An 18,365-nucleotide genomic window follows, 5' to 3' on the forward strand; every position below is an offset into this window, starting at 1 on the left:
CGCGTTAGCGCGTTAGCGCGTTAGCGCGTTAGCGCGTTAGCGCGTTAGCGCGTTAGCGCGTTAGCGCGTTAGCGCGTTAGCGCGTTAGCGCGTTAGCGCAGGCGAACACGGCGACGGCGATCCGCGCAAGCGCTCATTCGCCGCCGCGAGCGGCCTATGTTCATTTCATCGGACGCTACGGCACGCATCATCGCAAGCATCGGCCGATTCGCCGCACGATGCGCGCATGCGATCGCCGCCTCGTCGACGCCGTCGAATCGGCTGACCGCCATCCATCCGGCAAGGCGACGCCGACCGGACAGTCCGCGTCGCCTCGCGTCGAGTGCGGCCGCGCGCGACGTCGGCGCCGAGCGAAATCGGCGCATCCACGTCCCGCCAATCGCGCCGGCGCTCGCATACGCCACGCCGTCCCGATCGCCGCGACGCGCGTGCGCCCCGCCCCGCCCGCGCCCGATTCCTCCCGCGTTCGCATTGTCCGCCACGCGCGCCGCGGCACGAAATCGCGCGCGGCGCTATGCTTGCCGATCAAGCGGCCGCCGTCGCGAGAACGGCCCCGTCCCCGCATGCGCATTGCGCCGCGTCCGCGCGGCGTCCCCCGTCATCTGAAGGAGCAATCATGAGCGAAGCAGTACGGATGGAACGCGACACGTTCGGTGAAATCGCAGTGCCCGCGGCCCGGCTATGGGGCGCGCAAACGCAGCGCTCGCTGCAGAACTTCAAGATCTCGACCGAGAAGCAGTCGCCCGAGCTGATCGAGGCGCTCGCGCTGATCAAGCGGGCGGCCGCCGCCGTCAATCTCGAGCTCGGCGTGCTCGCGCAAGACAAGGCGAACGCGATCATCGCCGCCGCCGACGAGATCGTCGCGGGCAAGCACCCCGACGAATTCCCGCTCGCGGTCTGGCAGACGGGTTCGGGCACGCAGACCAACATGAACCTGAACGAGGTGATTGCGAACCGCGCGAGCGAGCTGCTCGGCGGCGAACGCGGCGAGAGCCGCAAGGTGCATCCGAACGACGACGTCAATCGCGGCCAGTCGTCGAACGACGTGTTCCCGACCGCGATGCACATCGCCGCCGCGCGCGCGATCGTCACGCATCTGCTGCCCGCGCTGCGCACGCTGCGCGCGACGCTCGACGCGAAGGCAGCCGCGTTCGCCGACATCGTGAAGATCGGCCGCACGCACCTGCAGGACGCGACGCCGCTCACGCTCGGCCAGGAATTCTCCGGCTACGTCGCGCAGCTCGATCAGGGCATCCGCCACGCCGAAGCGGCGCTGCCGCATCTTTACGAGCTCGCGCAAGGCGGCACCGCGGTCGGCACCGGGCTCAACGCGCATCCGAAGTTCGCCGCGGGCGTCGCGGCCGAGATCGGCCGGCTCGCCGGGCTGCCGTTCGTCAGCGCGCCGAACAAGTTCGAGGTGATGGCCGCGGCCGACGCGCTCGTGTTCGCGCACGGCGCGCTGAAGACCGTCGCCGCGAGCCTGATGAAGATCGCGAACGACATCCGCTGGCTCGCGAGCGGGCCGCGCTGCGGGCTCGGCGAGCTGTCGATTCCGGAGAACGAGCCGGGCAGCTCGATCATGCCGGGCAAGGTCAACCCGACGCAGTCCGAAGCCGTGACGATGCTGTGCTGCCAGGTGTTCGGCAACGACGTCGCGGTGAACTTCGGCGGCGCGAGCGGCAATTTCGAGCTGAACGTGTTCCGGCCGATGATCGCGCACAACGTACTGCAATCCGTGCGGCTGCTCGCGGACGGCGCGCAGAGCTTCAACGATCACTGCGCGGTGGGGATCGAGCCGAATCGTCCGCGCATCGACGCGCTCCTGAACGAATCGCTGATGCTCGTGACGGCGCTCAATCCGCACATCGGCTACGACAAGGCCGCGCAGATCGCGAAGAAGGCGCACAAGGAAGGCACGACGCTGAAAGCCGCGGCGCTCGCGCTCGGCTACGTGACCGAAGCGCAGTTCGATGAATGGGTGCGGCCGGAGAAGATGGTCGGCAACGGCTGATGTCCGATGCCGGCGACGCGCGACGCGCACGGCGGGGCCGCGACTCGGTCGGCGTCGCGCGGGCCGACGACGGCCCAGCGCGGCGGCGGGCCGGTGGCGGAGCCCGCTCGCCCGCGCTGGATCGGCGCCGGGCGGCCGGCGCCATGTGATTGCCGGTTGTCGTTCGATGGTCGCCGGTTGATCGTCGCCGGCTTGATCGAACGCGCTCGATCATCGGCGCTCGATCGTCTGCGTTCGATCCGATGTAATCGAATCGAAGCGCACGATCATCATCACGTGAACGTGCTCGCGGGCATTCGATCGCCGCCGCCCTGCCGACCGTACGATCCCGGCGCGCCCTCGATGCACCCTCGACGCGCAATCGCTGCAGCATGCGTGAGCAACGTGTGCGACGCACGTCGACGCAAGCCCGCGCACGCCGCCCCGCTTTCACGCCGCGCCTCGCCGCTCCAATCGCGCCGCGCCGCTCCAATGAAAAACGCCGCGAACGATCGCGGCGTCTTCGGTTCGATGAGCCCGGCGGCCCCCGCTCACGCGCCCGCTTGGCCGCGCGACGAGCGCCGATGCGCGCTCACACTTCCCCTTTCGCGACTTCCTCGGGCTTGAGCTCGACGATCTTGTCGAGCGCGGCCCGCACTTCCATCGCGTATTGCGCGAGCCGCTTCTGCTCGTCGGTGGAGGGCTCGAACGGCGGCACGGGCACCGGATTGCCGTTCTCGTCGACCGCGACGAACACGACGAGGCAATCGGTCGTCTGGCGCAGCACGCCGCCCTTCGGATCGCCCGCGTGCACCGACACGTGGATGTGCATGCTCGTGCGGCCCGTCGCGACGACGCGCGCCTTCAGCTCGACGAGATTGCCGACGAGGATCGGCCGCTGGAAGCGGATGTTGCCGACGCTCACCGTCACGCAATAGCGGCTCGACCAGATCGCCGCGCACGCATACGCGGTCTCGTCGATCCATTTCATCAACGCGCCGCCATGCACCTTGCCGCCGAAGTTCACGGACGTCGGCTCGGCGAGGAAGCGGAAAACGGTTTCGGTGCGATCAAGCGGCGCGGAAGGCGTGGCGGGCATGTCGGCTAGCTCCAGTTCTGCGGTGTAGCGGGAAAGGAGATGATTATACGTTGCGCTGCGACAAAGCGTCGCGCCCGCCGAGCCGGGCCCGCCGCGCACGCCGGGGCGAAAGCGGCGCTAGCTCGCGGCCGCGCCGTCAGTTGCGGATCGTGATGCCCTGATCGATCGTGCCGTACATCTCGATGCGGCCGGTGCCGGCGCCGGACCCGCCCGCGCCGCCGGACGCGCAGCCGGTGCAGACAAAGACGGCAATGAGGGTTGCAACAAGCGTTTTCATCGGGAGAAGCGTCGTCGAATGGCCGGCGCGCCGCGATGGCGCGCCGCCGGGTCAGCGGTCGTCGCATTTTACGCGCGCTGTCGGGACACGCGCCGAAGGCGGCGGGCGCATGACGTCGGGTCGCCCTAATCCGAGACACCTTGCCCTGGACCTGCTCCTTGCCCTGAGCCCAAACCTAAACCCAAACCTGAGCCAGAGCCAGAGCCAGAGCATGCGCCCGAACCGGAGCCAATGCCACGACTTGAACCTGAACCCGAACCCCGGCATGCGCCCGAACCGCAACGCCGGCTTCAGTCATCAAGCCCGGCGCGCATTCGACATTTCACCCGACGCCGAAACATCGAATGCAATACGCGCCTACACTCGAACACATCCCCCTGTCCGAAATCCGCCAATGTCCGACTCCGACCGCCACCACCATTTCCCCGGCCTGAGCCATCTGGGCGCGCTGCTCGCCGATCCGGGGCGCGCCGCGATGCTCTGGGCGCTGATGGACGGCAGCGCGCGCCCCGCGGGCGAGCTGACGATGATCGCCGGGCTGTCGCCGTCAGCGGCAAGCGCGCATCTCGCGCGGCTCGCGGACGGCGGCCTCCTCGCGCTCGACGTGCGCGGCCGCCACCGCTACTACCGGATCGCGTCGCCCGACATCGCCGCGGCGATCGAGGCGCTCGCGAACGTCGCGCAGGCGGCCGCGCCGCGGCGCCCGACGCCGCAACCGGCGCGCACCGTGCCGCCCGACATGCGCTACGCGCGCACCTGCTACGACCACATGGCGGGCGAGCTCGCGGTCCAGGTGTTCGAGCGGCTGATGTCGCGCGGCTGGCTGACGATGGCGGACGGCGCGCTCGACGCGACCGCGGCGGGCGCCGCGCAGTTCGCGCAATGGGGCGTCGACGTCGGCGGCCAGCGCGCGAAGCGCCGCCGCTTCGCATGCACGTGCCCGGACTGGAGCGAGCGTCGTCCGCACCTGGGCGGCGCGCTCGGCGCCGCGCTCCTCGACAGCTTCTGCCGGCGCGGCTGGATCGAGCACGCGGCGAAGCCGCGCGTGCTGCGCGTGACGCCCGCCGGGCAGCGCGAATTCGACGCGCTGTTTACCGGCGGATGACGCGCGCTTTCATCGGTCTGACGAATTCCCGAGTGCCGACAATTCTTGTTACACGCACGTCAAATCGCATAACAAAACGACCGTCACTGAAACATGTCGAGCGGATAGAGTGGATTCATACGGCGCGTGCCACGCCGGACATAACAGAGACAATGATGACCATCCTCGCCGTTCGTAGTCCATTTGCGCTGTCGCGCATCGCCCGCCACACGCTCGTCGCCGTCGCGATGCTCGCCGCCTTGCCGCCCGCCATCGCGCAGACCATCGATGCGCCGCCCGCCGGCGTCGCCCAGCAAGCGGGCGGCGATCCGCCGAGCCGCGTCGCGCGCCTCAATTACCTGTCCGGCGCCGTGACGACCGAGCCCGCGGGCGCGAGCGACTGGTCGTACGCGGCCGTCAATCGCCCGCTCACGACCGGCGACCAGCTATGGAACGATTCGGGCGCGCGCTCCGAGCTGCACATCGGCTCGACCGCGGTGCGCCTCGGCCAGTCGACGAGCCTGTCGCTCCTCAACCTCGACGACACGAACACGCAGTTGAAGGTGCCGCTCGGCACGCTGTCGACGCACGTGCGCGAGTTGCCGCCCGGCACGTCGTACGAAGTCGACACGCCGAACCTCGCGCTCGCGGTCGGCTCGCCCGGCGACTATCGGGTCGACGTCGCGCCCGACGGCTCGAGCACGACCGTCACCGTGCGGCGCGGCAGCGCGACTGTCTACGGCGACGGCGCGCAGATGCCGGTGTCGGCCGGCCAGCGGGTCGTCTTCACGGGCACCGGGCTGCAAGTCGCGGACACGGGCGCCGCGCCGCCGCCCGACGGTCTCGACGAATGGGCCGCGAGCCGCGATGCCGCCGAGGAGCGCTCGGTGTCGGCGCGCTACGTGTCGCGCGAAATCCCGGGCTACCAGGATCTCGACGCGAACGGCTCGTGGCGCGACGACCCCGATTACGGCGAGGTGTGGGTGCCGAGCGCGGTGCCCGCCGGCTGGGCGCCGTATCGCACCGGCCACTGGATCTGGCAGGCGCCGTGGGGCTGGACCTGGGTCGACGACCAGCCGTGGGGCTTCGCGCCTTACCACTACGGCCGCTGGGCCTACGTCGACGATTCGTGGGCCTGGGTGCCGGGCCCGCTCGTCGTCAGCGCGCCGCCGTGCTACGCGCCCGCGCTCGTCGCGTTCGTCGGCGGGGGCGGCGGCGGCTTCGACTGGAGCGTCGGCCTCGCGATCGGCGGAATCGCGGCAGCGGGCGTCGCGTGGTTCCCGCTCGGCCCGCACGATCCGTGGCGGCCGAGCTGGGGCGGCTGGAGCCCGCACTACTACCAGCACGTGAACCGGACGGTGATCGTGAACAACGTCAACAACATCAACGTCAACAAGACGGTGAACGTGACGAACATCACGAACATCCACAACACGTACGTGAACTTCCGCGCGCCGAACGCGGTGACGGCCGTGCCCGCGACCGCGTTCGTCCACGGGCAGCCGGTGTCGCGCTTCGCGCAGAAGGTCGATCCGCAGCAGTGGCGCAACGCGCACGTCGGCTCGGGCGCGCCGGGCGTCGCGCCGGTGCGGCAAAGCTTCGCGGGCGCGCTGCGCAACGCCGCGTACCGGCCGCCCGCGGCCGTCGAGCAGCGCGCGATCGTCGCGACGCGCAACCCGGTCGTGCCGGCCGCCTATCACGACCAGCTCGCCGCGCACCTCGCGCAAAGCGGCGCGCGGGTGCCGGGCGCGGGCGCGCCCGTCGTAAAGACCTCGGCGCCGCCGAACTATGCGATGCGGCCGGTGCGCTCGCCCGAAAACGCGGGTGCGCCGAACCGCTGGGCGATGCGCAACGTGCAGCTCGTCGATACGCACGCGCCTGTCGCTCAACCCGGCCGCGGACCGCAGGGCGGCGCCGGCAACCCGGCCGCGCGCGCGGGCGAGCCACCGCAGCCGAACATGCCGCAGCCGAATGCGGCCCAACCGAACCTCGCGCGCCCCGGCATCCCGCAACCGGGCCTCGCGCAGCCGAATGCGCCGCACGCGCCGGGCGGCCCGCAGAACGCGATGCAGCCGAACGTGTCTCGCCCGAATCCCGCGCCGGCGTTCAACAATGGCGTGCCGCGGCCACCCGCAGCCGACGAGGGCCTAGGCGCGCGCGCGGAATCACGCGCACCGGGCGAAGCGCAGCGCGCGCAACCGTCGTGGACGCAGCCGCATCCGCCGATCCAGCAGCAGCACGCGAACGAAGGCCAGCCTCGCGCGAACGCCGGGCCGAATGCGCCGCTCAATTACCGTTCGCCGACGCAGAACGCGGTGCCGCCGATCCGCTCGACGCCCACGCCCATCCACCCCGCGCCGTCCGCGCCGCAGCCCGCCGAGCGGACGCAGCCGCAGCCCGCGCCGCGAAACGAAATGCGCGCGACCGAGGCGCCGCGCGGCATGCCGCGTCAGGACGCGCCGCGCAACGAATATCGCGCGCCGGCCCCTGCGCCACGTCCGCAGACGGAAGCGCCGAGGATGGAAGCGCCTCGCGCCCCCGCGCCGCGAATGGAGGCGCCTCGCATGGAACCGCGCCCCGCGCCGCCGCCGCCCGCCGTGCCGCACACCCCACCGCCTCCCGCGCCGCGCCAGGAGCCGGCGCGCCAGGTGCGTCCGGATCAGCAGCACGGCTCCGATGCGCACCGCGAAGAACGTCGGCGTGCGTGAGGTCGCGCCGCGCATCAAACAAAAAAAACCCGCGAGTTTCGCGGGTTTTTTCATGATTCGGCCGACGAGCGGCGCGCCGCTCAGACGGCCATCGGCGCGCTCAACGGCTCGTGATGGCGATAACCGGCGAGCGTGAAATCCGACGGCTCGACGCGCTCGAGCCATTCCGGCTCGTACTTGCCCGTCTTCGCGTAATCGGGCACGCGCTCGGCGATCTCGAGCCGCGGGCTCTCGAACGGCTCGCGCTCGAGCTGCTGCTTCAGCATGTCGAGCTGATTCTCGTAGATGTGCGCATCGCCGACGAAGTACGTGAACCAGCGCGGCGCGTAGCCCGTCAGCCGGCCGACGAGCGCGAGGAGCGCCGCGCCTTCCGCGAGATTGAACGGCGTGCCGAGTCCGACGTCGTTGCTGCGGATGTACAGGCACAGCGAGATTTCGCGGCGCTCGACGTTCGGCAGGAACTGATACAGCAGATGGCACGCGGGCAACGCGATCTCGTCGAGCACCGCGGGGTTCCAGCCGTGAAACAAAATGCGCCGGCTCGACGGATCGCGCACGATCGTGTCGAGGCAATCGCGCAGCTGATCGATCGCCTTGTGGAGCAGCACCTTGCCCGCGCCGCCTTCGTCGAATCGGGCAACGACGCGAAAGCCGCGCGACGTCGCATCGGCGATCTGCGCGTCGGCGTGCGCGTCGAGCACCTTGTAGCCCGGCCACTGCCGCCATTGAACGCCGTACACGTCGCCGAGATCGTCCGCGCCGCGGCGGTACGGGTTCGCGAGCCACTGCGCGTTCTCATTCGCATTCGCGTCCCACACCTTGCAGCCGAGCGCGCGGAAATCGGCCGCGCTGCGCTTCGCGCGCAGGAAGCCGACGAGTTCGCCGATCGCCGACTTGAACGCGAGCTTCTTCGTCGTCACCGCGGGAAAGCCCTGCTGCAGATCGAAGCGCAGCATCGCGCCGGGCATGCTGACCGTGCGGATGCCCGTGCGGTTGTTCTGCCAGGTGCCGGTGTCGAGAATGGTGCGAACGAGGTCGAGATACTGTTTCATGCGGGTTCCTCCGGCCGCGGAAAGCGGCCGTGCCCGCCATTTTAGCAAGGGCCGCGTCAGCAGGCCCGACGCAGGTCCTCTTCGCGCTTCGCGCGCGTGCTGCCGTCGTCGCGCATCCCGTACGCACAGAGCAGACGGTAGAGCGTCACGCGCGACACGCCGAGCTCGCGCGCGGCGTCCGCGAGCCGGCCGCGATGCCGCAGCAGCGCGACTTCGATCGCGTGCCGCTCCGCGCTTTCGCGCGCCTCCTCGAGCGACATCGGCACGACTTCCGCGTAGTTCGACAGCTCGAGATCCGCCGCGCTGATCATCCGCCCTTCCGACATCACGATCGCGCGCCGCACCCGGTTGATCAGCTCGCGCACGTTGCCCGGCCACGCGTAGTTGTGAAGCGCGGCGATCGCGTCGGGCGTGAAGCCGCGCAACCGCCGGTGCGCGTCGCCCTTGAAACGCTCGAGCATGTGCCGGGCGAGGATCTCGATGTCCTTGCCGCGCTCGCGCAACGGCGGCTCTTCGAGCTTCAGCACGCATAGCCGGTGATACAGGTCCTCGCGAAAGCGGCCGTTGCGCAATGCGACCTGCATGTCGACGTGCGTCGCCGAGATGATCCGCACGTCGACCGGAATCGACGTGTGCCCGCCGACGCGCTCGACCTTGTGCTCCTGCAGGAAGCGCAAGAGGCTCGCCTGGCTCTCGAACGGCAGATCGCCGATTTCGTCGAGGAACAGCGTGCCGCCGTTCGCGGCTTCGATGCGGCCGATCTTGCGCTGATTCGCGCCGGTGAACGCGCCGCGCTCGTAGCCGAACAGCTCGGCCTGCAACAGCGTCGGCGGAATCGCGCCGCAATTGATCGCGACGAACGGCGCGCTCACGCGCGACGAACGCTCGTGAATCGCGACCGCCGTGAGCTCCTTGCCCGTCCCCGATTCACCGGAGATGAACACGGGCGCGTCGGTCGCGGCCACCTTGCGGATCATCTTGAAGAGCGCGAGCATCGCGTCGCAGGTGCCGACCATCTCGCCTTCGTTGCGCACCGTCGCGGCGGCGGGCGCGAGCCCTTCCGACAGCGTGACCATCCCGTACGCGTGGCCGACCGATTCGACGATGCGCTCGCATTCGTAAGGCACCGTCACGTAGTCGAAACAGTAATCGCGCACGAGCCGGCGCACCGCGTCGTCTTCCATCTGCCCCCGCCTCGTCGTCGCGATCCATCCCACGTTCGGCGTCTTCAAGCTGGCTTCGAGCTCGCGCAATTCGGCGGCCCCGACGCCGCAAGAAAAATCGAGCAAGCCGCCCGCGATCACGTCGCGCGCGGCGGAGCGCCGCATCTCGCGCGGCGAATCGACGACGTCGACCTGCCATCCGTGCTGATCGAAACAGCGCCGCAGATCCGCATCCGGACGATGGGAATAGTAGATGAGATGCCTTGCCGCAACATCCATGACGCCACCCAGTCAATCGAATTGCGTCGCGCCGCCTGGCACAGGCGCGCGACGGAACCGAGCCGGAACCCGCGAGAGGAACTCGGCTCGTCATTTTTCACAACACTGGAACTGCGTTTCCCCGTAGATCGGCGCTTGGCTCGAAAAAGAGCGGTGGTCACGGCCGCCCGTTTCTCGACTCTATGTTGTTTCAGCGTACTGACAAGCGTGCGACAAAGCAAATGAATTAAATCAACTCTTTTCAGCATGGACTGCATTAAAACGGCATTGCATTCTTCTGCTTAAACTCCGAAAGACTGTGTTTATCAATTCGCTTAATTCGTTGCACGCTTGAATAGAAGATTAGATTAGCCCGTCAATTTTTGAATCAGCGGTATTCCCAAGTGCCCGTTTCAGACCTGAAACGTTTTGCGCGCGATCGAGCGCGCCCCGATTCGTCCGCGCATTCGCGCAGCCCGCCCGGTCAACGGATTGCGCGCGATGGCATGCATTTCGCTGGATCACCGGCAAACCGGAGAGACGCCATGCGAATTGCGGCCTGTCTTGCCTATCGACCTCATTGCACCGCCACTGTGCTCGCCGCGTGGTTTGCCGTGTTGTCGCCTTTTGTCGCAGCCGCGCACGAAAACGAAACAAATCGAATCACCGATGCGCAGCCCGTGCATGTCGCGTCGGCCGAATGGACCGAACGCATCGCGCGCGTCGACGCCGGCGCGTTCGCGCGACCGCGCGAGCGCACGGCGACACCGGTTCCCGTCGCGACGCCGGCACCGCTCGTCGGCGGCGGCGCAGCCGTGACGCTATGGGACGAGATCGGCCCGCCGACGCCGCTGCCCGTGCCGGCCGACGCACAGCGCACGGTCAGCAGCGACGGCACGCGCGATACGAGGCAATGACGCATTCGAATGCAAAGGGCGAGCCCGCCGCGACAAAACAACGCAACGCGAACAGGAGACGAGATGACCGCAATGCCCGACGCTTCGCACCCGTCGTCGCGCCGCACGCTGTCCGCCGTGCGGATCGGTTTCAGCGACGCGAACGTGCGCGCCGAGCCGATGGGCGCGGTTCCGCGCGGCGCGGCGCGCGAGCACGCGGTCGAATCGCGCGCGGCGAATCGCCGACGCGCGTCGCGCATTCGCGACGATCGCGACCGTCTCGGCGCGCCGGCCGTGCATGCCTGCATGCGGCGCGCGAACGCGGCCGCCGCGCGCCGCACGCGCGTTTGGCCTCTCTCCGATTCGAAGCATTCGCACATTTCCATCCGGCTCGCTCGGCTTCGCGCATCGCATGCGCCGACGAGCGCCGGATGCATCGCATTGTCGAACCCGTCAGGTTCGCCGCCCGCGCTTCGTCGCGCGGGCGCCGCAGGCCTTCAGCGCCGCAGCGTCACGATCCTCACGCTGAGCGCGGAAGTGGAGACCGCCCCGGATAGCGCGCTATCCGAGGCGGCCTCGAAACACGGAAATCTGGGACAGCCGTCGGGGGGGCATGACATGCAGCGTGCATTGCGCCACGGCGACGCGCTCGCACATCTCATCGGAATCGTCCAGGTCGTCCAGATAGCCGAAGCCGTTCATGCAACGGCAAACGTTTTGGTGCTCCGTCCCCCGGCGGGCACTCTTTTTGACAACGGAATTCCTAGACGTCGGAGCGCAGGATGACGACGCGCCCACGCTTTGCAGCGGCGAAGCCTGCAACGGCCGCCGGTTTCGCGCCCGCCTCGGCGCTTCGCCCGACTTCAGACAACGCACGCGGCGTCGCGCCGCGCAACGCCGTGCCGCGCGGATGCGCGCGCGTCGATCGCGCCGACGCCGCCGCGACAAGCGGCCGCGATCAGCGGATCGCAATGACATCGAGCGTGGCCCGCGACGCGCGCCGCCGACGCGATTCGCATCGGGCCGCGTGCGCATCGGCGCTTGTGCGCGCACCGGCCGCGACATGCATGCCGCGGCGGTCGCGCCGGACGCACGACGCCGGCAACGCCGGCGACACTGACGACGCCGGCGACGCGGCGGCGCGTCGCGCCGGCGCACACGTTTTTCCGGCGCGGCGAGCGAACCGGCTCGCCGCGTCGAGCACACGTCGCGGCGCGGCGCGTGCGATCGGCATCATCGAATCGAAGACCGCCGGCAATGCCGGCGACAGGCAAGACAACCATTCGTCGTCGCCGCGCTGACGCGCAGCCGTCGACGGCTCTTACCGGGGAGCGTGCGTCGCGCCGCCGAACATGCGGCGCGTCGCGCAACGGGGGGACCGACATGGCCGGGGAAACCGCGCCGACGCTCGTTCGGCCAGCCGCCGCATTCGCGCGCCGCGCGCCGTGCGCGCGCGTCCTCGATCGCGGCGTCGCCGCTCGGCCGGACACGGTCGGCGGCGGCGCCGCGCGGCCGCGTCGTCCGACTTCACGCACCCGGCACGCGCGCGCCGTCCGTGCATCGCGCGACGCGCGTCGCGCGCATCGCCGCGCTTCCGACCTGAACGAATGCTCGACGAATACGCATGCGCCGCGCCCGAGCCGAGCCGAGCGCCGGCCAAACGGCGTCGCCCCCTTCGCCGCTCGCCCGCCTCGATCGCGGCGCCGGCGCGCTCGCCGCGACGCATGCGGCGAACGCGACGCCCGCACCGGACATCGCGCGCCGCTCTCGGCGCGCACATCCGCGACACGTTCTGAACAACATCCATGCAGAGGTGCATCGTGCAAGACTCCCGCTCCTCCTCCGGTTGCACGCCGCCCGGTCACGCCGCGCATCCGTGCGTCCCGCCGGCCGACACGGCCGCGCGCCAGCTCGTCTACCTGTCGCGCACGCCCGACACGGTGCTCGTCGAGCATCTGCGCGCGCGACACTGGAACGTGCACGTCGCACGCTCGGCGAACGAAGCGGCGCGGCGCGTGAAGCCGGACGAGCCGCAGGCGGGAATCGCCGATCTCGACGGCTTCGCGCCGCGCGAGCTGCCGACGCTCGAATCGGTGCTGCGACAACAGCAAGTCGGCTGGATCGCGCTCGCGGGCGACACCCGCCTCAACGATCCCGACGTGCGCCGGCTGATTCGCCAATACTGCTTCGACTACATGCAAGGCCCGCCGCCGCACGAGACGATCGATTACCTCGTCGGCCATGCATACGGCATGGTCGCGCTGTGCGACCTCGATATCGCGGCGGGCGCCGCGCAGGCGACGGGCGACGAGATGGTCGGCGCGTGCGACGCGATGCAACAGCTGTTCCGGATGATCCGCAAGGTCGCCGCCACCGACGCGACCGTGTTCATCTCCGGCGAATCCGGCACCGGCAAGGAGCTGACCGCGCTCGCGATCCACGAGCGCTCGGAACACCGCAAGGCGCCGTTCGTCGCGATCAACTGCGGCGCGATTCCGAATCACCTGCTGCAGTCGGAACTGTTCGGCTACGAGCGCGGTGCGTTCACGGGCGCGAGCCAGCGCAAGATCGGCCGCGTCGAGGCGGCCGACGGCGGCACGCTGTTCCTCGACGAGATCGGCGACATGCCGCTCGAAAGCCAGGCGAGCATGCTGCGCTTCCTTCAGGAAGGCAGGATCGAGCGCCTCGGCGGGCACGATTCGATTCCCGTCGACGTGCGGATCATCTCGGCGACGCACGTCGATCTCGAGGCGGCGATGCGCAACGGCCGCTTTCGCGAGGACCTGTATCACCGGCTATGCGTGCTGAAGCTCGAAGAGCCGCCGTTGCGCGCGCGCGGCAAGGACATCGAGATCCTCGCGCATCACATCCTGCATCGCTTCAGAAGCGACGGCGCGCGCAGGATTCACGGCTTTACGTCGTGCGCGGTCGAGGCGATGTACAACTACCAGTGGCCCGGCAACGTGCGCGAGTTGATCAACCGAATCCGGCGCGCGATCGTGATGTCCGATAGCCGCCAGTTGTCGGCCGCCGATCTCGATCTCGCGCCGTTCGCGACGCGCCAGGCGACGACGCTCGCCGAGGCGCGCGAGCGCGCCGAGCGCCGCACGATCGAGGCGTCGCTGCTGCGGCATCGCAACCGCCTGACCGAGGCGGCGGCGGAGCTCGGCGTGTCGCGCGCGACGCTGTATCGGCTGATGGTGTCGCACGGCCTGCGCGACTTGTCGTGGGGAACGCATCGACCGGGCGCGAGCGCCCCGGACGACGAGGCCGACCACGCGTGACGCGCGCGCGGCATGCGGCGCGCGGAACGCGGAACGCGAAGCGTCCGCCGCCGGGCACGCCGCGACGCGAATCACGCACCCGTCGCCTTTCGAGCCGGCGCGACGCGCGAACGCCGCCCGTGCGGCGGCGCCGAACGAAGCCGAAGCGCCGCGCGGCGGCCGACGCGCGATCCGGTAGAATCGTGCCCCCGGCATCTCTACTGTTCCCGTCATGACGACGCTGACCCTGATCGTCGCACGCGCCCGCAACGGCGTGATCGGCCGCGACAACCAACTTCCGTGGAAACTCCCCGAGGATCTCGCGTTCTTCAAGCGCACGACGATGGGCGCGCCGATCGTCATGGGCCGCAAGACGCACGAGTCGATCGGCCGGCCGCTGCCCGGCCGCCGCAACATCGTCGTCACGCGCGACGCCGCGCGTCGCTTCGACGGCTGCGACACGGTCACGTCGCTCGGCGACGCGCTCGCGCTCGCCGAGCGCGACGGCGCGGCCGAGGCGTTCCTGATCGGCGGCGCGCAGCTTTACGCGGAGGGCCTGCGCCACGCGGACAAGCTGATCGTCACCGAGATCGACGAGGACTTCGAAGGCGACGCGTCGTTCCCCGCGCCCGATCCCGCGCATTGGGAAGAGGTGTCGCGCGATGCGCATCGCGCGGCGCAGCCGAACGAATTCGCGTACGCGTTCGTCGTCTACCGTCGCAGGCGCGCCGGCTGACGAACGCCGGACGGCGCGTGATCCCGCGCCCGCCTGCCCGACGGCATAACGCCCGACGACAAAAAAAGCGCCGCTTCCCGCGGCGCTTCTTGCTTTTGCGCGCGATCGAACCGATCGCGGCGCTCACTGCCCGGCGATCGTCATCTGTTCGATCAGCACCGAGCCCGTTTCCTTCGTGCCGCGCACGATCGAATCCGCGCCGATCGCGACGATGTGGCGGAACATCTCCTGCAGCGTGCTCGCAACCGTGATTTCCTCGACCGGATACTGGATCACGCCGTTCTCGACCCAGAAGCCCGCCGCGCCGCGCGAATAGTCGCCCGTCACATAGTTGACGCCCTGCCCCATCAGTTCGGTCAGCAGCAGGCCCGTGCCGAGCTTCTTGAGCATCGCGTCGAAATCGTCGGCCGGCTTCGTCTGCGCGCTCCTCAGCGCGATGTTGTGCGAGCCGCCCGCGTTGCCCGTCGTCTGCGTGCCGAGCTTGCGCGCCGAATACGTCGACAGGAAATAGCCCTCGACCACGCCGTCCTTCACGACGCCGCGCGCGCGCGTGCGCACGCCTTCCTCGTCGAACGGCGCGCTGCCCATCGCGCGCGGCACGTGCGGGTCCTCGACGATCTGCACGTGCCGCGCGAACACTTCCTTGCCGAGGCTGTCGACGAGGAACGACGTCTTCCGATACAGCGCGCCGCCGCTCACCGCCTGCACGAACGCACCGAGCAGGCCCGCCGCGAGCGGCGCCTCGAACAGCACGGGCACCTTGCGCGTGTCGAGCCGGCGCGCGCCCATCCGCGCGAGCGCACGCTCGGCCGCATAGCGGCCGACCGACTCGGGCGACGCGAGCTCGTCCGCGCGGCGCTTCGACGTGTACCAGTCGTCGCGCTGCATGTGGCGGCCGCTGCCCGCGATCGGCGCGCACGCGACGTAGTGGCGCGAGTACGGATAGCCGGCGAGGAAGCCGCGCGTCGTCGCGAGCACGAACTGCGAGTGCTGCGCGGACACGCTCGCGCCTTCCGAATTGCGGATCTGCGGGCTGACCGCGAAAGCGGCGTCCTCCGCGCGGCGCGCGATGTCGACCGCTTCGTCGGCCGAGATGCACCACGGATGGTAGAGGTCGAGATCGCGCGGATCGGTTTCGAGCAGCTCGGCTTCGGCGAGCCCGGCCGCGTCGTCCTCGGCCGTGAAGCGCGCGATGTTGTACGCGGCCGCGACCGTGTCCTTCAGCGCCGCGGGCGAGAAATCGGACGTGCTCGCGTTGCCGCGCTTCTTGCCGATGAAGACGGTCACGCCGACCGTCTTGTCGCGGTTGTGCTCGATCGTCTCGACTTCGCCGCGCCGCACCGACACCGACAGGCCGTCGCCTTCGGAGATCTCGGTCGCGGCGTCGGTCGCGCCGAGCGCCTTCGCGTGCCGGAGGATGTCCGTCGCGATTTCTTTCAGTTCGTCCTGCGTGTGCGGGAAATAGTGCGCCTGGGCGTCGAGGTTTGCAGCCATCGTCGTGATATCCGGTGGCGGGCGGGTCGCCCGCGTGTTTCGAAATGTGCGTATCCCGCGATCATAGCAAGGTCCGGCGCCGGCGACGCGAGTCGGCGAACGCAGCGCGCTGCGGCGATGCGCGGCGTGCGGTGCGCGCCGCGATACAATGCCGCCCATGACACGCAAAACCCGCATCCAACCGATCGAGCACGCCGGCGAGGACGCCGACCACGGCTACGATCGCCCGAGCAAATCCCAACTGAAGCGCGACATGCACGCGCTGCAGGAACTGGGCTCCGCCCTCGTCGAGCTGCCGAAGGACGCGCTAAAGCGCATGCCGATGCCGGAAGATCTCGCCGACGCCGTGCGCGAGGCGCGCCGCATCACCGATCACGAGGGCAAGCGCCGCCAGGTTCAGTACGTCGGGCGCGTGATGCGCTCGCTCACCGCCGACGAGACGGCCGCGCTGCGCACGGCGCTCGACACGCAGCGCGGCGTGAACAAGGCCGAGACGGCGCGCCTGCACTGGATCGAACGCACCCGCGAGCAACTGCTCGCGAGCGACGACGCGCTGACCGCGTTCATCCGCGAGCATCCGGCCGCCGACGTGCAGGAAGGCCGCACGCTGATCCGCAACGCGCGCAAGGAAGTGCAGCAAGGCAGGCCGCCGCGCTACTTCCGCGAGCTGTTCCAGTGGATCAAGACGGCGAGCGGCTCGGCGGGCGACGCGCACGACTCGCCCGAGCACTCCTCCCCTTCCGACGATGAAGACGACGACGACCAAGCGTAACCATCCCGACGAACTCGTGATCGGCCTCGTGTCGATCAGCGACCGCGCGAGCAGCGGCGTCTACGAGGACAAGGGCATCCCGGCGCTCGCCGAGTGGCTCGCGGCCGCGCTCGCGTCGCCGTGGCGCGCCGAAACGCGGCTCATCCAGGACGACGCGCCGACGATCTCGGCGACGCTCATCGAGCTCGTCGACACGCTCGGCTGCGACCTCGTGCTGACGACGGGCGGCACGGGCCCGGCGCGCCGCGACGTGACGCCCGAGGCGACGCTCGCGGTCGCGACGAAGGAGATGCCGGGCTTCGGCGAGCAGATGCGGCAGATCAGCCTGAATTTCGTGCCGACCGCGATCCTGTCGCGGCAGGTCGCGGTGATCCGCGAGACCGCGGACCACGCGGCGCTGATCGTGAACCTGCCCGGCCAGCCGAAGTCGATCAAGGAAACGCTCGAAGGGCTGCGCGGCGACGACGGCAAGGTCGCGGTGCCGGGTATTTTCGCTGCGGTGCCGTATTGCATCGACCTGATCGGCGGCCCTTACGCGCAGACGAATCCGGCCGTATGCGCGGCGTTCCGGCCGAAGAGCGCGGTGCGCGCGCCGAAGTGACGGCGGCCGTTGGCGGCGTGGCCGCGCAGCTCGCCAAGGCAGCCGATTCCGTGATAGGCGCCTCCGCGGCAATCAGCCTTCCGGAAGACGCCCCCGCCGCGGGCGGTCGAGGCACATTCGACGCACGCGGGCCGCGAGGCCCGTCCGACGTGCCGGCCGCGCACACGGCGGCCTTCGTGGAGCACGCGGCGCGGCGCAACGCGGCGACATGCGGCGCGGGCGCCGCGTCGTACGCCGGCTGCGGGCCGCTCGGCGCGGCGCGCGAGCGCGCCGGCACGCGCCGCGCACGGGCACCGCGCCGGATCGCGCGCGCCGCCCCGCTCCGCTTAAGCGGTCTCGCCCGCCGGCGCGGCCGGGATCAGGAAGTGCTCGCGATAGTACTTGAGCTCGTCGATCGACTCGTGGATGTCGGCGAGCGCGGTATGCATCGCGCGCTTCTGGAAGCCCTTGTAGATCGCGGGCTGCCAGCGCCGGCACAGCTCCTTGAGCGTGCTGACGTCGAGATTGCGGTAATGAAAGAAACGCTCGAGCTCCGGCATCCAGCGCGCCATGAAACGGCGGTCCTGGCAGATCGAGTTGCCGCACATCGGCGACTTGCCGGGCGGCACGTGCTGGCCGAGGAACGCCTCGATCTGCGCGGCGGCGTCCGCCTCCGTGACACGCGACGCCCGCACGCGGTCGATGAGGCCGGAGCGGCCGTGTGTGTTCTTGTTCCAGTCGTCCATCTTCGCGAGCGTCTCGTCGCTCTGATGGATCGCGAGCACCGGCCCTTCGAGCGCGACGTCGAGGGTCGAATTGGTGACGACGACGGCGATCTCGATGATGCGGTCGGTGTCCGGGTTCAGGCCCGTCATTTCCATGTCGAGCCACACGAGGTTCAATTCGTTGCGAACGAGCGCGGGCTGGCCGGCCGCGGCGGAGATATCGGTCATGTGCAATCCTGGGAAATGGGCGGACGGCGCGCGCGCCGCC

At 69.8% G+C, this 18,365-nt stretch carries 14 protein-coding genes and 1 pseudogene; 9 read left to right on the top strand and 6 right to left on the bottom strand.

The window, feature by feature from the left end:
* Positions 1 to 616 precede the first annotated feature (616 nt).
* Entirely contained in the window at positions 617 to 2,011 is a 1,395-nt protein-coding gene (gene fumC / locus X946_RS07685; protein WP_038745522.1) for a class II fumarate hydratase, read from the top strand.
* A gap of 571 nt (positions 2,012 to 2,582) precedes the next feature.
* Here fumC and X946_RS07690 read toward each other — a convergent pair.
* Both X946_RS07690 and X946_RS35635 read right to left on the bottom strand, forming a co-directional pair.
* Complete coding sequence (locus X946_RS07690) at positions 2,583 to 3,089, bottom strand: acyl-CoA thioesterase (protein ID WP_038745524.1); 507 nt, start codon at positions 3,087 to 3,089, stop codon at positions 2,583 to 2,585.
* A 136-nt stretch (positions 3,090 to 3,225) separates the two neighbouring features.
* Complete coding sequence (locus X946_RS35635) at positions 3,226 to 3,366, bottom strand: hypothetical protein (protein WP_145986828.1); 141 nt, start codon at positions 3,364 to 3,366, stop codon at positions 3,226 to 3,228.
* A gap of 394 nt (positions 3,367 to 3,760) precedes the next feature.
* On the opposite strand from X946_RS35635, the gene X946_RS07695 reads away from it, so the two are divergent.
* Together X946_RS07695 and X946_RS07700 are read left to right on the top strand one after the other, a co-directional pair.
* Complete coding sequence (locus X946_RS07695) at positions 3,761 to 4,471, top strand: ArsR/SmtB family transcription factor (protein WP_038745526.1); 711 nt, start codon at positions 3,761 to 3,763, stop codon at positions 4,469 to 4,471.
* 155 nt (positions 4,472 to 4,626) lie between these two features.
* Positions 4,627 to 7,158: a DUF6600 domain-containing protein gene (locus X946_RS07700; protein ID WP_038745654.1), complete on the top strand. Its 2,532-nt coding sequence runs from the start codon at positions 4,627 to 4,629 to the stop codon at positions 7,156 to 7,158.
* Positions 7,159 to 7,238: 80 nt separating this feature from the next.
* Here the strand turns inward: X946_RS07700 and X946_RS07705 are convergent, their stop codons facing one another.
* Together X946_RS07705 and X946_RS07710 are read right to left on the bottom strand one after the other, a co-directional pair.
* Positions 7,239 to 8,210 carry a thymidylate synthase gene (locus X946_RS07705; RefSeq protein WP_038745528.1) on the bottom strand — a complete coding sequence of 324 codons (972 nt, stop codon included), beginning with the start codon at positions 8,208 to 8,210 and terminating at the stop codon, positions 7,239 to 7,241.
* A gap of 56 nt (positions 8,211 to 8,266) precedes the next feature.
* Positions 8,267 to 9,652: a sigma-54 dependent transcriptional regulator gene (locus X946_RS07710; RefSeq protein WP_038745530.1), complete on the bottom strand. Its 1,386-nt coding sequence runs from the start codon at positions 9,650 to 9,652 to the stop codon at positions 8,267 to 8,269.
* Positions 9,653 to 10,176: 524 nt separating this feature from the next.
* Between X946_RS07710 and X946_RS36105 the strand changes: the two genes are divergently transcribed.
* The 4 genes and pseudogenes from X946_RS36105 (at position 10,177) to X946_RS07740 (ending at position 14,526) form a co-directional block, all read left to right on the top strand.
* Positions 10,177 to 10,548, top strand: a complete 372-nt coding sequence (locus tag X946_RS36105) for a hypothetical protein (protein WP_038745532.1) — start codon at positions 10,177 to 10,179, stop codon at positions 10,546 to 10,548.
* A 117-nt stretch (positions 10,549 to 10,665) separates the two neighbouring features.
* The gene (locus X946_RS35025) at positions 10,666 to 11,313 is read left to right on the top strand and encodes a hypothetical protein (RefSeq protein ID WP_161788645.1); all 648 of its coding nucleotides are present in this window, start codon (positions 10,666 to 10,668) and stop codon (positions 11,311 to 11,313) included.
* An 871-nt stretch (positions 11,314 to 12,184) separates the two neighbouring features.
* Positions 12,185 to 13,811, top strand: a pseudogene (locus tag X946_RS07735) (sigma 54-interacting transcriptional regulator); the annotation flags it as partial.
* Positions 13,812 to 14,022: 211 nt separating this feature from the next.
* Positions 14,023 to 14,526 carry a dihydrofolate reductase gene (locus X946_RS07740; RefSeq protein ID WP_038745536.1) on the top strand — a complete coding sequence of 168 codons (504 nt, stop codon included), beginning with the start codon at positions 14,023 to 14,025 and terminating at the stop codon, positions 14,524 to 14,526.
* 123 nt (positions 14,527 to 14,649) lie between these two features.
* On the opposite strand, the gene pmbA is transcribed toward X946_RS07740, so the two are convergent.
* Positions 14,650 to 16,020 carry a metalloprotease PmbA gene (pmbA, locus tag X946_RS07745; RefSeq protein WP_038745538.1) on the bottom strand — a complete coding sequence of 457 codons (1,371 nt, stop codon included), beginning with the start codon at positions 16,018 to 16,020 and terminating at the stop codon, positions 14,650 to 14,652.
* Between the two features lie 157 nt (positions 16,021 to 16,177).
* Between pmbA and yjgA the strand changes: the two genes are divergently transcribed.
* The gene (gene yjgA / locus X946_RS07750) at positions 16,178 to 16,792 is read left to right on the top strand and encodes a ribosome biogenesis factor YjgA (RefSeq protein WP_272482185.1); all 615 of its coding nucleotides are present in this window, start codon (positions 16,178 to 16,180) and stop codon (positions 16,790 to 16,792) included.
* Positions 16,767 to 17,393, top strand: coding sequence for a molybdopterin adenylyltransferase (gene mog / locus X946_RS07755; RefSeq protein ID WP_081989424.1), 627 nt, complete (start codon positions 16,767 to 16,769; stop codon positions 17,391 to 17,393). Before yjgA ends, mog begins: the two co-directional genes overlap by 26 nt.
* A gap of 326 nt (positions 17,394 to 17,719) precedes the next feature.
* Here mog and orn read toward each other — a convergent pair whose 3' ends face one another.
* Positions 17,720 to 18,325, bottom strand: coding sequence for an oligoribonuclease (gene orn / locus X946_RS07760; RefSeq protein WP_038745542.1), 606 nt, complete (start codon positions 18,323 to 18,325; stop codon positions 17,720 to 17,722).
* Between the last annotated feature and the right edge of the window lie 40 nt (positions 18,326 to 18,365).

It is taken from the genome of Burkholderia sp. ABCPW 111 (assembly GCF_000773065.1).
Lineage (GTDB): Bacteria > Pseudomonadota > Gammaproteobacteria > Burkholderiales > Burkholderiaceae > Burkholderia > Burkholderia savannae.

Coding starts and splice junctions, on each gene's coding strand:
- fumC (WP_038745522.1), top strand. CDS start 617: ATGAGCGAAGCAGTACGGATGGAACGCGACACGTTCGGTGAAATCGCA.
- orn (WP_038745542.1), bottom strand. CDS start 18,325: ATGACCGATATCTCCGCCGCGGCCGGCCAGCCCGCGCTCGTTCGCAAC.
- X946_RS36105 (WP_038745532.1), top strand. CDS start 10,177: ATGCGAATTGCGGCCTGTCTTGCCTATCGACCTCATTGCACCGCCACT.
- yjgA (WP_272482185.1), top strand. CDS start 16,178: ATGACACGCAAAACCCGCATCCAACCGATCGAGCACGCCGGCGAGGAC.
- X946_RS07700 (WP_038745654.1), top strand. CDS start 4,627: ATGACCATCCTCGCCGTTCGTAGTCCATTTGCGCTGTCGCGCATCGCC.
- X946_RS07740 (WP_038745536.1), top strand. CDS start 14,023: ATGACGACGCTGACCCTGATCGTCGCACGCGCCCGCAACGGCGTGATC.
- X946_RS07690 (WP_038745524.1), bottom strand. CDS start 3,089: ATGCCCGCCACGCCTTCCGCGCCGCTTGATCGCACCGAAACCGTTTTC.
- X946_RS35635 (WP_145986828.1), bottom strand. CDS start 3,366: ATGAAAACGCTTGTTGCAACCCTCATTGCCGTCTTTGTCTGCACCGGC.
- X946_RS07695 (WP_038745526.1), top strand. CDS start 3,761: ATGTCCGACTCCGACCGCCACCACCATTTCCCCGGCCTGAGCCATCTG.
- pmbA (WP_038745538.1), bottom strand. CDS start 16,020: ATGGCTGCAAACCTCGACGCCCAGGCGCACTATTTCCCGCACACGCAG.
- mog (WP_081989424.1), top strand. CDS start 16,767: ATGAAGACGACGACGACCAAGCGTAACCATCCCGACGAACTCGTGATC.
- X946_RS07705 (WP_038745528.1), bottom strand. CDS start 8,210: ATGAAACAGTATCTCGACCTCGTTCGCACCATTCTCGACACCGGCACC.
- X946_RS07710 (WP_038745530.1), bottom strand. CDS start 9,652: ATGGATGTTGCGGCAAGGCATCTCATCTACTATTCCCATCGTCCGGAT.